Origin of the sequence: Streptomyces cacaoi (genome assembly GCF_006539165.1) — a bacterium.
Classification (GTDB): domain Bacteria; phylum Actinomycetota; class Actinomycetes; order Streptomycetales; family Streptomycetaceae; genus Streptomyces; species Streptomyces cacaoi.
Map to the genome: position 1 here is coordinate 76,245 of NZ_BJMM01000032.1, position 15,155 is coordinate 91,399.

Consider the following 15,155-nt stretch of genomic DNA (forward strand, 5'->3'; position numbering starts at 1 on the left):
AATGACCCTGCGCATCGGTGTCGACACCGGCGGCACCTTCACCGACGTCGTCGCCTTCGACGAGGAGACCGGCGCCCTGCACGTACGGAAGGTCTCCAGCACCCCGCAGGACCCGGGGCTGGCCATCGTCGAGGGCCTCGACCAGATCCTGGAGCAGATCGGCGGCCGTTCCCCGGCCGACGTCGGCTACTTCGCCCACGGCACCACCGTGGGCACCAACGCCCTGCTCACCCACCGCGGCGCCCGCACCGGCGTCGTCACCACCCGCGGCTTCCGCGACCTGCTGGAGCTGGGCCGCGGCCGGCGGCCCCGGCTCTACGACCTCCAGGCCGACAAGCCCGCCCCGTTCGCGCCCCGGGACCTGCGCCTGGAGGTCACCGAACGGGTGCGGCACGACGGCAGCATCGAGACGCCGCTGGACGAGGACGAGGTACGCGCCGCCGCACGCACCCTGCGCGAGGCCGGAGTCGAGTCCGTCGCCGTCTGTCTGCTCTACAGCTTCCTGCGGCCCGAGCACGAGCAGCGGATCGGGGAGATCCTCCGCGAGGAGCTGCCCGGCGCCCATCTCTCGCTCTCCAGCCGGGTGCTGCCGGAGTTCCGCGAGTACGAGCGGCTGTCGACCGTCGTCACCAACGCCTATGTCGGCCCCGTCGTCGCCGAGTACCTCGCCAAGCTGCGGCAGCGGCTGGCCGAGCGCGGACTGGCGGCCGTCCCGCACGTCACCCAGTCCAACGGCGGCATCATCCCGTTCGAGGCGGCCGAGGAACTGCCGGTGCGGATGGTGCTGTCCGGGCCGAGCACCGGCGTCGTCGGCGCCGCCGGCCTCTGTGCCGCCGCCGGCCACCCGGACCTCATCACCTTCGACATGGGCGGCACCTCCTCGGACGTCTCCCTCGTCCGGAACGGCGTGCCCAAGGTGACCACCGGCATGGAGCTGGACGGGCGGCCCGTGCGCACGCCGATGCTCGACATCCACACCGTCGGCGCCGGCGGCGGCTCGCTCGCCCGGGTGGACGCCGGCGGGCATCTGAAGGTCGGCCCGGCCAGCGCCGGCGCCGACCCGGGCCCGGCCTGCTACGGCAAGGCGTCCGACACCGCGGAGCCGACCGTCACCGACGCCGACATCGTCCTGCACACCCTCAACCCGGTGCATCTGCTGGACGGCCGGATGCCCGTCGACGAACAGGCCGCACGGGCCGCCGTCGGGCGGATCGCCGAGCGCATCGGGCTCGGCGTGGAGGAGACCGCGCACGGCATCCTGCGCGTCGTCACCGCCAACATGGCCCGGGCCATCCGCGTCATCTCCGTCCAGCGCGGCTACGACCCGCGCGACTACACGCTCGTCCCGTTCGGTGGCGCCGGTCCGCTGCACGCCTCCCAGCTCGCCCGCGAACTGGGCATGCGCACCGTCCTCGTGCCGCCCACGCCCGGCGCCCAGTCGGCGCTCGGCCTGCTGATGACGGACGTCCGCGCCGACTTCTCCCGCACCCGGATCCAGCGCCTCACCGACGACCCGGAGCGCACCGCCGGGCAACTCGGCGCCCTGTGGGCCGAGTTGGAGGACGAGGCCGCCGCCTGGTTCGACGCCGAGCGGATCCCCGAGGCGGACCGCGGCCTGGAGCGCACCGCCGAACTGCGCTACGCCGGGCAGAACCACGAGATCCCGGTGCCGGTGCCCGCCGGGCCGCTGGACGCGGCGGCGCTCGCCGGCGTCCTGGAGACCTTCGCCGCCGAGCACCGCAGGCTGTACGGCTACGACGCGCCGGACGAACCCGTCGAGGCCGTCACGGTGCGGCTCCAGGCGGTCGGCGCGGTGCCGCAGGCGAAGCTGCCCCGCGAGGAGCCCGCAGGCGAGGACGCCTCCGCCTCGCTCACCGGCCACCGGGAGATGCACCTCCAGGGCGAGGGCTTCGTGTCCGTCCCCGTGCACCGGCGCGCCGACCTGCGCCCCGGCAACCGCGTCACCGGGCCCGCCGTGGTCGAGCAGATGGACACCACGACGGTGCTGCTGCCCGGCGACGTCCTCACCGTGGACGACCACTCCAACCTCGTCATCGCGGTGGGCGGCTGACCGCACCCGCCGCCCCGAACCGCCGCACCAGCCGCAGAGGAAACCCGATGAACGACACCGCCACCCCGCCCTCGCCCGACCCCGTCCTGGTCGAGGTGATGGGCGCGGCGCTGTCCTCCCTCGTGGAGGAGATGGGCGAGACCCTCGTCCGCGCCGCCTACTCCAGCAACATCAAGGAACGCCGCGACTGCACCGCCGGGCTGTTCGACGCCGACGGCCATATGCTTGCGCAGGCCGAGCAGGCCTCGCCCATCCACCTCGGCTCGCTCATCGGCGTGGTCTCCGCCGTGCTGGAGCGCTTCCCCGTCGAGGACATCCGGCCGGGCGACACCTTCCTCAGCAACGACCCCTACTCCGGCGGCGGTTCGCACCTGCCGGACATGGTGCTCGTCACGCCCGTCTTCGCCGACGGGCGGCTCACCGCGTGGGCCGCCAACCTCGCCCACCACGCCGACTTCGGCGACCGCGGGCACGCCCACATCTTCCAGGAGGGCGTCCGCATCCCGCCGGTGCGCTTCGCCCGCGAGGGGGAGATCGTCGACGACGTCTTCCAGCTCGTCCTCACCAACTGCCAGGTGCCGGCCGAGCGCCGGGCCGACTTCCGCGCCCAGCTCGCCGCCAACCGGCTGGCCGTGACCCGCTACGGCGAACTGGTCGAGCGGTACGGCCGGGCCACGATGCTGGAGACGGCCGCCGCGCTGCTGGACTACACCGAGCGCCGCACCCGCGCCGCCATCGCCGAGGTGCCCGACGGCACCTACGCGTTCACCGACCGCTTCGACTGCCCCGAACTGGAGGACACCGAGCTGGAGTTGCGGCTGCGGGTGACCGTCGACGGGGACGAGCTGCACTTCGACTTCGCCGGCAACCCCGGGCAGGTGCGCGCCTCGGTGAACATGGTGCGCACCGCGCTGTACGCCACCGTCTACTACGCGGTGAAGACCCTCGTCGACCCCGACATCCCGTCCAACGCGGGGCTGCACCGCCCCATCCGGATCGACGCACCGCTCGGCAGCATCGTCAACTGTGTGGAGCCGGCCGCCGTCAACGGCCGCACCGAGACCTGCCAGCGCGTCGTCGACCTCATCCACGGCGCCCTCGCGCCCGCGGTGCCCGAGCGGGTGACGGCCGCCTCCAACGGCGCCAACACCGGGGTGCACTTCTCCGGCTGGGACCACGCCAGGGGCCGCTACTTCGTCTATCTGGAGACCATCGGCGGCGGCTCCGGCGCCCGCGCCGGCAAGGACGGCCTGGACGGCGTCCAGGTGCACGTCACCAACACCTCCAACCTGCCCGTGGAGGCGCTGGAGACGGAGTACCCGCTGATGGTCGAGGCGTACGAGCTGGTGCCCGGCTCCGGCGGGGCCGGGCGCACCCGCGGCGGCATGGGGATCCGGCGGACGGTACGCGTCGAGGACAGCCGCGCCGGGACCGGCGGGAAGGGCACGCCCTCCGGCGACGCCGGGAGCCCGGACGGCGCCCGGGACGCGTCCGGCGCCGACAGCGGTACCGGCGAGGCCGACGGCGTCCAGTTCTGGCTCGACACCAGCCGGCTCAGGTCCCGGCCCTGGGGCCTGTTCGGCGGACTGCCCGGCAGCAGCGCCCGCGTCGAACTCAGCGAGGGCGCCCGGCCGGTGGTCCGCGGCCACACCGTGCTGCGCCCCGGCGACCGGGTCAGCGTCGTCACCGCCGGCGCCGGCGGCTACGGCGACCCCGCGGAGCGCGACCCGGCCGCCGCCGAGCGCGACACCCGGGAAGGCACCACGCCCCCGGACGCCTGACGCCCCAGCCCGGGCCCGGCCCCGCCGGGCCCCCGACTCCCGGCCCTCCGGCCCCGGACCAAGGACCCGCCCCAGGACAGAAAGAGGAGGTGTGCGATGACGGACACCCCCGCACCACCGGTCCCCCCACCCGCCCACCGCGACACAGCCGCGGACACCACCGCACGTTCCACCGCCCCGCCGCCCGCCGACGCCGCAAACACCTCCTGGCGCCGGGTGCTGTGGGCGGCCATGCTCGGCAACGCCGTCGAGTGGTACGACAACGCCCTCTACGGGATCCTCGCCGTCGTCATGTCCCGCACCTTCTTCCCCGAGGGCGACGGCACCGCGGCGCTGATCTCCACCTATCTGGGCCTGATCCTCTCCTACGCGATCCGGCCCGTCGGCGGCACCCTGATGGGACGGGTGGCCGATCTGAAGGGGCACAAGTTCGTCCTCACGGTCACCATTTCGCTGATGTCCGTGGGCACGGTGGCCATCGGCGTCCTCCCCGGCTACTCGGCCATCGGGATCGCCGCCCCCGTGCTGCTGGCGCTGTGCCGCCTCGTGCAGGGGCTCGGTGCGAGCGCCGAGTACACCGTGGCCAGCAACTTCCTGCTGGAGCACGGGCCGCGCAACCGGCGCAACTATCTGTCCGGCTGGAGCGTCGGCTCCACCTCGCTCGGCCCGCTCATCGCCTCCGTCCTGGCGTACGCGCTGATCGTCACGCTGCCGGGGGAGAGCTTCAACTCCTGGGGCTGGCGCGTGCTGTTCCTGCTCGCCGCGCCGCTGTCCCTGGTCACGCTCTACATCCGGCGGCGCACCACCGAGGCGCCCGAGTACCGCAGGGTGCTGGAGGAGGCGCGGGCCGAGGGCACCGAGCAGGCGCCGTTCACCGAGGCCGTGCGCGGCCACTGGCGGGACATGCTGCGGGCCATCGGACTCGGCGCCGGGCAGCGCGTCGGCTCCTTCATGATCCAGAGCTATTTCGTCACCGCGCTGGTGCACAACGGCTTCGGTGAGGACCGTGCGCTGCTGGCCGCCATCCTCACCTACGTCGTGGGCGCCCCGGCGGCCGTCTGGGGCGGCAGGGTCGCCGACCGGTACGGCGGCCGGCGGCTGCTGGTGTGGGGCTACGGCGTGTTCGTGCTGTTCACCGTGCCGACGTTCGTCGCCATCGAGTCGGGCTCGTTCGCGCTCGCGTTCGTCGCCGTCGTCGTCTTCACCGTGCTGAACAACATCGTCGGCGCGCCGCTGACCACCGCCTACGTGATGAGCTTCCCGCCGCATGTGCGGGGCACGGCCGCCGCGCTCAACTACAACGTGGGCACCACCCTGCTGGGCGGTACGGCACCCCTGCTGGCGACCTGGCTGGTGTCGCTGACCGGCACCGAGGTCTCGTTCGGCTGGTACATGGCCCTCATCTGCCTCGTCTCGGCCCTCGTCGCCGCGTTCGCCCTGCCGAAGGCCATCGACGAGGCCCGCGAATCGCCCGCACCGTCCCCGGGCCCCGAGCCCGCACCGGAGGAGAAGTGAGCACCAACGACCGTGCCGCGCACGGCACATGGCAGACGGACGGCACGGACCCGGTGCCCGCCGCACGCTACGGGCCCAAGCCACCGGTGGAGGGCAGCGGCGGGCTCGCCGTCACCTCGCACCCGCTGGCCACCCGCGCCGCACGCGACATCCTGCGCGAGGGCGGCAACGCCGTCGACGCGGCGCTCGCCGCCGCCGCGACCCAGCTCGTCGTCGAACCGCACATGACCTCGCCCACCGGCGGCCTCAGCCTGCTGCACCGCAGCGCGGCCACCGGCGCCGCCACCTACGTCAACGGCAACGTGGCCGCACCCCTCGCGCCGCTGCCCGACTTCTCCGGCGCCGACCTGACCCGCGGCCGCGGCGTCCCCGTGCCCGGCTGGTGGCCCGCGTTCGAGGAGGCACGGCGGCGCTTCGGCACCCGGGACCGCGCCCGTCTGCTGGCCCCCGCGCTCGCGGCGGCCACCGACGGTTTCGAGGTCAACCCGTTCCTGTACGGCATCGCCTACGGGGAACAGGCACACCTGGGCGCCTCCCCGCAGATGCGCGAGGTCTTCTTCGCGGAGGGCCATCTCGCCGTCCCCGGCCAGGTCATCACCCAGCCCCGCGCCGCCCGCACCCTGGAGCGGCTGCGGGACGAGGGCATGGACTACTACCTCGGCGACTTCGCCCGCGCGGTCGCCGCCGCGGCCCGCGCCGACGGGGGAGTGCTGCACGAGCGGGACTTCGCCGCCTACCGCGCCCGCGTCCAGGAGCCGGTGCGCGGCACCTACCGCGGCGCCGGGATCGTCGCGGCGCCGCCGCCCGACGACGGCGGCGTCCAGCTGATCTCGGCGCTGAACATGCTGGAGACCGTGGATCTGCCGCGCCTGGGCCCGCCGTCGGCCGACCCGGAGACGCTGCGGCTGCTCATCCAGGCGCACAACACCGCCTACTACGCGCCGCCCCTGCGGTACGGCCTGGAGGAGGACCGCGAGCGGCTCGAACTGCTGCTGTCCAAGAGCTACGCCCGCACCCGGACGGCGCTGCTGGAGCCGGTGCCGCCGGCGTCGGCGACCCCGGCGCCCGGCACGATCCACATCAGCGTCGTCGACGCAGCGGGCGACACCGTCGCGCTCACCCATTCCCACATGTGCTCCGGCTTCGTCAACGGCCTGTTCGCCGAGGGCTTCCAGCTCTCCGGCGGCGGCTCCTTCTTCCAGCGGGTGATGCCGCAGCCGGGCGAGCGCGCCTGTGTGTACCTGGCGCCCAACCTCGTGCTGCGGGACGGGAATCCGGTGCTGGTGTCCGGGTCGCCTTCGGTGTCGCTGGTGGCCAACGTCCTCCAGAACCTCGTCAACATCCTCGACTTCGGCATGAGCATCGAGGACTCCGTCCGCGCGCCCCGCTTCGGCGCCCGCCCGCACACCCCCGAACGCGGCTGGGAGCCGGGCAACCTCCTGGAGGCGGGGTTCGACGAGGCCGTCCTGCGGGAGGTGCGGTCCTGGGCCGGGCGGGAGCGGCTGTGGACCCGCGTCGTCAACCCGTGGAGCGCGCTGACCGGAAACTTCGAGGGCATCACGCTGGATCCGGACACCGGCGCCGCCCGCGCCTGCGCCGACCCGCGCCGGGTGGGGGCGGCCGAGGCGGCCTGAGCGACGGCACCCACGGGCGTCGCGCCCGGGCTCCCACCGGCGTCGCGCCCGGGCTCCCACCGGCGTTGCGCTCGGGGGTGCCACCCCCGACACTGATCGGTGCGCCGAACACGCCCCTCCCCAGCTTGTTCGGTATACGGAACAGATCCGGAGCCGAGGAGCACATGTGGCGGGCACCGACGAGTCGATCCGCGCCCTGCTGGCGGGCAACCTCAAGCGGGCCAGGGAGCGGCACGGGCTGTCCCTCTCGGAGCTGTCCCGGCGCTCCGGCATCGGCAAGGCCACGCTCTCCCAACTGGAGTCGGGGTCCGGCAACCCCACCATCGAGACGGTCTTCAGCCTCTCCCGCGCGCTGGACGTGCCCATCTCCGCGCTGCTGGACGCGCCCGCACCGCGACCGTTCACGGTGGTGCGGGCCGCCGAGGTCGAGGTGCTCAGCGGGGAAGGCGTCGACCTGCGGGCGCTGCGCCGCATCACCTCGGGCGACACCACCGTCGAACTCTACGACCAGCGGGTGCGCGCCCGATCCCGGCAGAAGTCGCTCGGGCACGCCGGCACCGAGCACACCGTCGTGCAGGACGGCGTGCTCCTGGTGACGGTGGACGGGCACCGGACCGAACTCGGCCCCGGCGACTACGTCGGCTTCGACGGCTCGCTGCCGCACTCCTACGAGGCGGCCGGTGAGGCGGTGCGCTCGGTGCTGCTCCTGCACTACAGGACCACCGCCGCGACGGAGCCCGTGCACGACCATTGACGCTCCTCGCGCCGCGCTCCTAGCCTCGATTCCGTTCGCTGTACCGAACAGAGGGGGTGCGGTGTACGGAACGCGCGTGGTGATACTGGGCGCGGGCATCGTGGGCGCGGCGTGCGCCCGCGAACTGGCGCACGCCGGCTTCGACGTCACCGTCCTCGACCGGGCCGGGGCGGCGGGCGCGACCACCGCACACGGCGAGGGCAACATCCTCGTCTCCGACAAGGAACCCGGCCCCGAACTCCAACTCGCCCAGCTCTCCCGCGACTTGTGGCCGCGGACGCTGGAGTCCGTCGCGGCCGGACCGCTCGGCCAGACGGCCGCCGCCCGCGCCGAGTGGGCGGCGAAGGGCGGCATCGTCGTCGCGACGACGGCGGCGGGCGCCGACGCCCTGCACGCCTTCGCCGACCGACAGCGCACCGCGGGCGTCCGCGCCGAGCCCCTCACCCGCGCGCAACTCGCCCACGCGGAACCACACATCACCGCCGGACACACCGCCGCCGTCCACTACCCCGACGACGCCCAGGTGCAGCCGGCCGCCGCCGCCACCGTGCTGCTGGCCGACGCCCGCGCCGCCGGGGCACGCGTGCACACCTGCCAGGAGGTCCGCTCCGCCGTCGTCCACGGCGGCCGGCTCACCGCCGTCCGCACCGACACCGGCCGCCACGAGGCCGAGGTCTTCCTCGACGCCGCCGGCCCGTGGTCGGCCGAACTCTCCGCCCGGCTGGGCGTGTTCCTCGGCGTCCACCCGCGCCGCGGCGAGGTCCTGGTCACCACCCCGCTGCCGCCCACCGTCTTCCACAAGGTCTACGACGCCGACTACGTGGACGCCGTCGGCAGCGGCGACGGAACCCTCCAGACCTCCGCCGTCGTGGAGTCCACCGCGGCCGGCACCGTACTGATCGGCTCCTCCCGCCGCCGCGTCGGCTTCGACGACCGGCTGCGCCCGGAGGTGCTGTCCGCCGTCGCCGCCAAGGCCGTCCGCCTCTTCCCGGCCCTCGCCCGCGTCCCCGCCATGCGGGCCTACGGCGGCTTCCGCCCCTACGTCACCGACCACCTCCCGGTCATCGGCCCCGACCCCCGCCTCCCCGGCCTCTGGCACGCCACCGGCCACGAAGGCGCCGGCATCGGCCTCTCCCTGGGCACAGCCCACCTCCTCCGCACCCTCCTCCTCGACGAAACCCCACCCCTGGACCCCACCCCTTTCCGCGTGGACCGCCCGGCGGTGACAGAAGTGACTGAAGGGAGCGCCACTCCGGAACAGAGTGCGAACAGGCCCGATACGCGATGGGGGGCACCACGCAGCGGGGGTCTCCTAGAGGGGGCGGAGCCCCCTGACGCCCGGCCGGCGAGGCCAAGGGGGAAAGGGGCGAAGCCCCGGAGGAAGCCGGGAGGTGGCACAGAGCTGCACCTCACAGTGGACGGCGCCCCCGTGCAGGGCACGCAGGGCCAAACCCTGGCCGCAACCCTCCTGGCGGCAGGCAGAACCAGCTGGCGCCGCACCACGACGTCCGCGCCCCGCGGCCTCTTCTGCGCCATCGGCACCTGCTTCGACTGCCTCGTCACCGTCAACGGCGAACCCGATGTCCGCGCCTGCCGCCGCCGCGCCGCGGACGGCGACGTGCTCACGTCGCAGTCCCGGAGCACCAACACGGGGCACCGCCCCGCACCGGACCGGGACCGGCCGCGCGGGGACGCCCGGTGAGGCGCCGCTGGGTCCTGGTGGTCGGCGCCGGCCCGGCCGGTCTCGCCGCCGCCGACGCCGCGCTGGCGGCCGGAGCCCGCGTCACCCTGGTCGACGGCGCGGACACCCCGGGCGGCCAGTACCATCGCGCACCGTCGGACACCCAGACGACGGCAGCGCCCCAAGTGGAGCCGGGCCGCGGCGCGTTCACGGAGCGCCGGGACCGTGTGCTCGGCCACCCCCGCAGCGCGTGGCTTCCGGCGACCGCCGTCTGGGCGTTGGAACGCCGCGCCCCCACCGAGCCACCAGGTCCGCCCCGGGTGCACCTCGTGCACGGCGCAGAAGGCACACGGGCCGGAGCGGGGACACCGGACGCAGAGGACGCGCGGGACGCACAGGACGCAGAGGGCGCACGGCTGACCGAAGGCGAACCGGGCGGAGGCGGAACACACTTCCCAGAGGGCGTTCAGGCCGCAGGGGGTACGGCCGCCGACAGGCCCCGCAGTACCGCCGACCCCGACGCCCTGGTACTGGCGACGGGCGCCCACGACCGCGTACTGCCCTTCCCCGGCTGGCAGTTGCCGGGCGTGTACACGGCCGGTGCCGCGCAGGCCCTCGCGAAGGGGGAGCGGGTGGCGGTCGGCCACCGCGTCGTCGTCGCCGGGAGCGGCCCCTTTCTGCTGCCGGTGGCGGCGTCCCTCTTGGCGGTGGGCGCGACCGTCGCGCAGATCCTGGAGGCGGGCGGCACCGGGGCCCTCGCACGCGGCTGGCTCAGCAGCCCGTGGGAGCTGCCGCGCCACACCGGCAGGACCGCCGAACTGGCCCGTTACGCCAATCAATTGGCCGCGCACCGGGTGCCGTTCCGCACCGGCGAGGCCGTCGTCGAGGCAAGGGGCGACGGCCGGGTCGAGGAGGTCGTGACCGCCCGGCTGCGTCCGGACTGGAGCCCGGTGCCCGGGACGCGGCGCACGGTGGCCGTGGACGCCGTGTGCGTCTCGCACGGCTTCACACCGCAGCTGGAGCTGCCGGTCGCCGCCGGGTGCACGCTGCACACCACGCCCGGCGGCCCGTTCGTCACCGTCGACGCGGACCAGGCCACCACCGTGCCCGGTGTGTACGCGGCCGGGGAGATCACCGGCATCGCCGGGGCGCCGGCGGCCCGTGCCGAGGGCGCGCTGGCCGGCTGGTCGGCGGCCGGCGGAGACCGCGCCGCCCGCCCCCTCGCGGCGCTGCGCCGGGCCCGCGACCAGGGCCGCGCCTTCGCCGAACGGCTGCGCCGGGCACACCCGGTGGGCCGCCGCTGGCCGGACTGGCTCAGCCCCGACACGGTCATCTGCCGCTGCGAGGAGACGGATCTGGCCGCGCTGCGCCAGGCGTACGGCGACACCGTGCCCGACGAGCGGGCCGCGCGTCTGGCCGCCCGCGCCGGGCTGGGTCCCTGCCAGGGCAGGTTCTGCCGGTCCGCCGTCGCCCACCTCACCGGCCGCCCCGAGACCCCGCCCGACCGCCCGCTGGCCCAGCCCGTCCGGCTGGGTGAACTCGCCCGGCAGCCCGCCCGGTTGCGGCCACCGGGCACCGCCGGCCCGCACGCCAGGGAGGCACCGTGAACAGCACCGGCAACGACAGGAACGACGACGGCAACGCCCGAGGCGACAACGCCCGAGGCGACAGCGACAGCACCAGCCTCAGCACCAGCGAGAGCCGAGGCGGCGGCAGGGCAGGGGGTAGCGAGGACGACGACGGCGCACGTCTCGGTGGGCTGATCGTGGCGACGGCCCTGCCGTACCGGGAGGACCGCTCGGCCCCCGCGGGGCTCGCCGTCGACCTCGACCGCTACGCCGCGCACTGCCGCTGGCTCGTCGACAACGGCTGCCACGGCGTGGGCCCGAACGGCTCGCTGGGGGAGTACTCCTCGCTGACGCCGCAGGAGCGCCGCGCGGTCGCCCGTACGGCGGTCGAGGCGGTGCGCGGCGTCGGCAAGGTCGTCGTCGGGGTGCACGCGCCCGGCTCGCACCAGGCGCGCGCGTGGGCCCAGGCGGCGGCGGAGGACGGCGCCGACGGTGTGCTGTGTCTGCCGCCCACGATGTACCGGGCCGACCCCCGCGAGATCGTGGCGCACTACGAGGCGGTGGCCTCGGTGGGCCTGCCGGTCATGGTCTACAACAACCCGCTGGACACCAAGGTGGACCTCACGCCGGAGCTGCTCGCCGAGCTGGCCGACGTCGAGCACGTCGTCGCCGTCAAGGAGTTCTCCGGCGATGTGCGGCGCGTGCTGGAGATCCGGGAGCGCGCGCCCGGCCTGAAGGTGGTGTGCGGGGCGGACGACGTCGTGGTGGAGAGCCTGCTGATGGGCGCGTCGGGCTGGTTCGCCGGGTTCCCCAACGTCTTCCCGCGGGAGTCGCGGCGGCTGTACGAGCTGGGCCGCGCGGGCCGTGTGGAGGAGGCCCGTGCGCTCTACGAGCCGCTGGTGGCGGCCTTCCGCTGGGACTCGCGTACCGAGTTCGTGCAGGCGATCAAGCTCGGCATGGACCGCGTCGGCCGGTACGGCGGCCCGTGCCGCCCACCGCGCGGCCCGCTCACACCCGCGCACCACCGGCAGGCGGCGGCCGACCTGGACCGCGCGATCGCCGCGCTCACCGGGGACGCGGGCTGATGCGCGCGGTACGCGCACTGAGCGCGGTGGACTCGCACACCGAGGGCATGCCCACACGGGTCGTCACCGGCGGTCTCGCGCCGGTGCCGGGCGCGACGATGGCCGAGCGCCGCGGCTACGCCGTCGCGCACCTCGACGAGCTGCGCCGCTTCCTCGTCGACGAGCCGCGCGGGCACCCGGCGATGAGCGGCGCGCTGCTCCAGCCGGCGACGCGGCCGGACGCCGACTTCGGCGTGCTGTACATCGAGGTGAGCGGCTTTCTGCCGATGTGCGGGCACGGCACCATCGGGGTGGCCACCGTCCTGGTCGAGACCGGCATGGTCGCGGTGTCCGAACCGGTCACCACCGTCCGGCTGGACACCCCGGCGGGGCTGGTGGAGGCGCGGGTCGCCGTCCGGGACGGGGTGGCCGAGCAGGTGACGCTGCGCAACGTGGACTCGTTCGCCGTCGCGCTGGACGCGGCCGTGACCGTGCCCGGCCTGGGCGAGGTCCGCTACGACATGGCGTACGGCGGGAACTTCTACGCCATCGTCGAACTCGCCGCCGTGGGGCTGCCGTTCGCCCGGGAACGCAAGGACGACATCCTCGCCGCCGGGCTCGCCCTGATGCGTGCGATCGACGAGCAGAACCGGCCGGTGCACCCCGCCGACCCCGGCATCGGCGGCTGCAAGCACGTCCAGTTCCTCGCTCCCGGCTCCGACGCCCGGCACTCGCGCCACGCGATGGCGATCCACCCGGGCTGGTTCGACCGCTCGCCCTGCGGCACCGGCACGTCCGCCCGCATGGCGCAGCTGCACGCACGCGGCGAACTGCCGCTGGACACCGGGTTCGTCAACGAGTCCTTCATCGGCACCCGCTTCACCGGGCGGTTGACCGCGACCACCGAGGTGGGCGGCCTGCCCGCCGTCGTCCCCGAGGTCTCCGGCCGCGCCTGGATCACCGGCACCGCCACCTACCTCCTGGACCCGGACGACCCCTTCCCCCACGGCTTCGTCCTGTGACCGCGCACGCTGTGGTCCGGTGACCGCACACGGCTCCGCCCCCGGGAACGCCGCCACCCCGGCGGGCCGCCGCCCCCAACGGATCAACAACGGGGCGGCGGCCGGCAGGTGGTGAGGCGACGGCGAACGGCCCCCGGTCCGGCGGCAGTTCAGCGGTGCGCCGGAGCGTCCGGCGGTGCGCCGGAGCGTCCGGGGGGGCGTCCGGAGAGCGCCCGGCGGGGTGTCAGCCGGCCGTCCCTTACCGCCGTGCGGCCTCCCGCGGAACCTCCGGCTTCACCTCGCCGCGGCGGGCGAGCAGGCCGAGCACGGCGGTGGTGACGGAGCCGGCGTCGACGCCGAAGTACCGGCGTGCGTTCTCCCGGCTGTCGGACAGCCCGAAGCCGTCGGTGCCGAGGGAGAGCCACTCCTGCTCGACCCAGGGCCGGATCTGGTCGGGCACCGTCCGCATCCAGTCGCTGACGGCCACCACCGGACCCGGGGCGCCGGAGAGCGCACGGGCGACATGGGGCGTGCGGCCCTCCCGTTCGCTGTCCATGGCCTCGCGGCGCAGCATCGTCCAGGACGGCGCCGACCACACATCGGCGGCGACTCCCCACTCCTCCTGGAGGAGTTGCTGTGCCTGGAGCACCCAGTGGACGGCCGTTCCGGAGGCGAGCAGCTGGACGCGCGGCGCGTCGGCGGGCACTCCCGCCTCGGCCGGGCGGTAGCGGTAGAGCCCGCGGACGATGTCCTCCTCGATGCCGGGCACCTGCGGCATGGGCGGCTGGACCTTCGTCTCGTTGTAGACGGTGAGGTAGTAGAAGACGTCCTCCGGCGTCTCGCCGTACATCCGGCGCAGACCGTCCCGCACGATGACGGCCACCTCGTAGGCGAAGGCCGGATCGTAGGGCAGGCAGGCGGGGTTGGCGGAGGCGAGGAGCTGGGAGTGGCCGTCGGCGTGCTGGAGGCCCTCGCCGGTCATCGTGGTCCGGCCCGCGGTGGCGCCGACGACGAAGCCGCGGCCGAGCTGGTCGCCCAGTGCCCAGAACTGGTCGCCGGTGCGCTGGAAGCCGAACATCGCGTAGAAGATGTAGAAGGGGATCATCGGCTCGCCGTGGGTGGCGTAGGCGGTGGCCGCCGCGGTGAACGACGCGACCGAACCGGCCTCGGTGATGCCCTCGTTGAGGATCTGGCCGTCCTCGGCCTCCTTGTAGTACAGGAGCTGGTCGCGGTCGACGGGGTCGTAGGTCTGGCCGCGCGGCGAGTAGATGCCGGCCGAGGGGAACAGCGACTCCATGCCGAAGGTGCGCGCCTCGTCGGGGACGACCGGCACCCAGCGCCGGCCGGTCTCCTTGTCCCGCATCAGGTCCTTGACGAGCCGGACGAACGCCATGGTCGTGGCGATCTCCTGGCTGCCGGAGCCCTTCTTGAGCGCGTCGAACGCCTTGTCCGCCGGCTGCGGCAGCGGGCGCGGCACGACCCGCCGCTCGGGCGCGGGCCCGCCCAGCGCGGCCCGGCGCTCCTGGAGGTAGCGGACCTCGGGCGAGTCCGGCCCGGGGTGCGCGTAGGGCACCAGCTCGTCGCCCAACGCGCTGTCGGGGATGGGGAGTTCGAGCAGATCGCGCATGGCGCGGAACTCGCGTCCGGTGAGCTTCTTCATCTGGTGGTTGGCGTTGCGCGCCTCGAAACCGGGGCCCAGCGTCCAGCCCTTGACGGTCTGCACCAGGATCACCGTCGGCGCTCCCCGGTGTTCCACGGCCGCCCGGTAGGCGGCGTGCACCTTGCGCGGCTCGTGCCCGCCGCGTGAGGTGCCGACGATGCGGGCCAGGTCCGCGTCCGAGTACCGGTCGGCGAGGGCCCGCAGCGCGGGGTCGGCGCCGAAGAAGTGCTCGCGGATGTAGCCGCCGTCGCGCGCCGCGTACGTCTGGAGCTGCCCGTCGGAGACCTCGGTGAGCCGGCGGACGAGGGCGCCGTCGGCGTCCGCCGCCAGCAGCGGGTCCCAGTCGGCTCCCCAGAGCGTCTTGACGACGTTCCAGCCGGCGGCGCGGAACTGGGCCTCCAGCTCCTGGACGATCTTGAAGTTGCC

10 protein-coding genes are annotated in these 15,155 nt (G+C 74.6%); 9 read left to right on the plus strand and 1 reads right to left on the minus strand.

Annotated features, from left to right (window positions below; translation table 11 throughout):
• Position 1 precedes the first annotated feature (1 nt).
• The 9 genes from SCA03_RS25005 to SCA03_RS25045 all read left to right on the plus strand — a co-directional run bounded on the left by SCA03_RS25005 (position 2) and on the right by SCA03_RS25045 (position 13,090).
• Entirely contained in the window at positions 2-2,071 is a 2,070-nt protein-coding gene (locus SCA03_RS25005) for a hydantoinase/oxoprolinase family protein (protein ID WP_030885877.1), read from the plus strand.
• A gap of 47 nt (positions 2,072-2,118) precedes the next feature.
• Positions 2,119-3,852 (plus strand): hydantoinase B/oxoprolinase family protein, encoded by a 1,734-nt coding sequence (locus SCA03_RS25010; protein WP_141275666.1) that lies wholly within the window; start codon positions 2,119-2,121, stop codon positions 3,850-3,852.
• A 96-nt stretch (positions 3,853-3,948) separates the two neighbouring features.
• Positions 3,949-5,367 (plus strand): MFS transporter, encoded by a 1,419-nt coding sequence (locus SCA03_RS25015; protein WP_030885873.1) that lies wholly within the window; start codon positions 3,949-3,951, stop codon positions 5,365-5,367.
• Complete coding sequence (locus SCA03_RS25020; protein ID WP_170298030.1) at positions 5,364-7,001, plus strand: gamma-glutamyltransferase; 1,638 nt, start codon at positions 5,364-5,366, stop codon at positions 6,999-7,001. The genes SCA03_RS25015 and SCA03_RS25020 overlap by 4 nt, the downstream gene beginning before the upstream one ends.
• A gap of 166 nt (positions 7,002-7,167) precedes the next feature.
• Positions 7,168-7,755 carry a helix-turn-helix domain-containing protein gene (locus SCA03_RS25025; protein WP_030894424.1) on the plus strand — a complete coding sequence of 196 codons (588 nt, stop codon included), beginning with the start codon at positions 7,168-7,170 and terminating at the stop codon, positions 7,753-7,755.
• A 76-nt stretch (positions 7,756-7,831) separates the two neighbouring features.
• Complete coding sequence (locus SCA03_RS25030) at positions 7,832-9,457, plus strand: FAD-dependent oxidoreductase (RefSeq protein ID WP_212767364.1); 1,626 nt, start codon at positions 7,832-7,834, stop codon at positions 9,455-9,457.
• Complete coding sequence (locus SCA03_RS25035) at positions 9,454-11,043, plus strand: NAD(P)/FAD-dependent oxidoreductase (RefSeq protein WP_086814980.1); 1,590 nt, start codon at positions 9,454-9,456, stop codon at positions 11,041-11,043. Before SCA03_RS25030 ends, SCA03_RS25035 begins: the two co-directional genes overlap by 4 nt.
• A 152-nt stretch (positions 11,044-11,195) precedes the next feature.
• The gene (locus SCA03_RS25040) at positions 11,196-12,089 is read left to right on the plus strand and encodes a dihydrodipicolinate synthase family protein (protein ID WP_086814981.1); all 894 of its coding nucleotides are present in this window, start codon (positions 11,196-11,198) and stop codon (positions 12,087-12,089) included.
• Positions 12,089-13,090 carry a proline racemase family protein gene (locus tag SCA03_RS25045; RefSeq protein WP_086814979.1) on the plus strand — a complete coding sequence of 334 codons (1,002 nt, stop codon included), beginning with the start codon at positions 12,089-12,091 and terminating at the stop codon, positions 13,088-13,090. Before SCA03_RS25040 ends, SCA03_RS25045 begins: the two co-directional genes overlap by 1 nt.
• 238 nt (positions 13,091-13,328) lie before the next feature.
• On the opposite strand, the gene SCA03_RS25050 is transcribed toward SCA03_RS25045, so the two are convergent.
• Positions 13,329-15,155: transketolase-like TK C-terminal-containing protein (locus SCA03_RS25050; protein WP_141275667.1), on the minus strand; the 1,827-nt coding region annotated here is incomplete at its 5' end.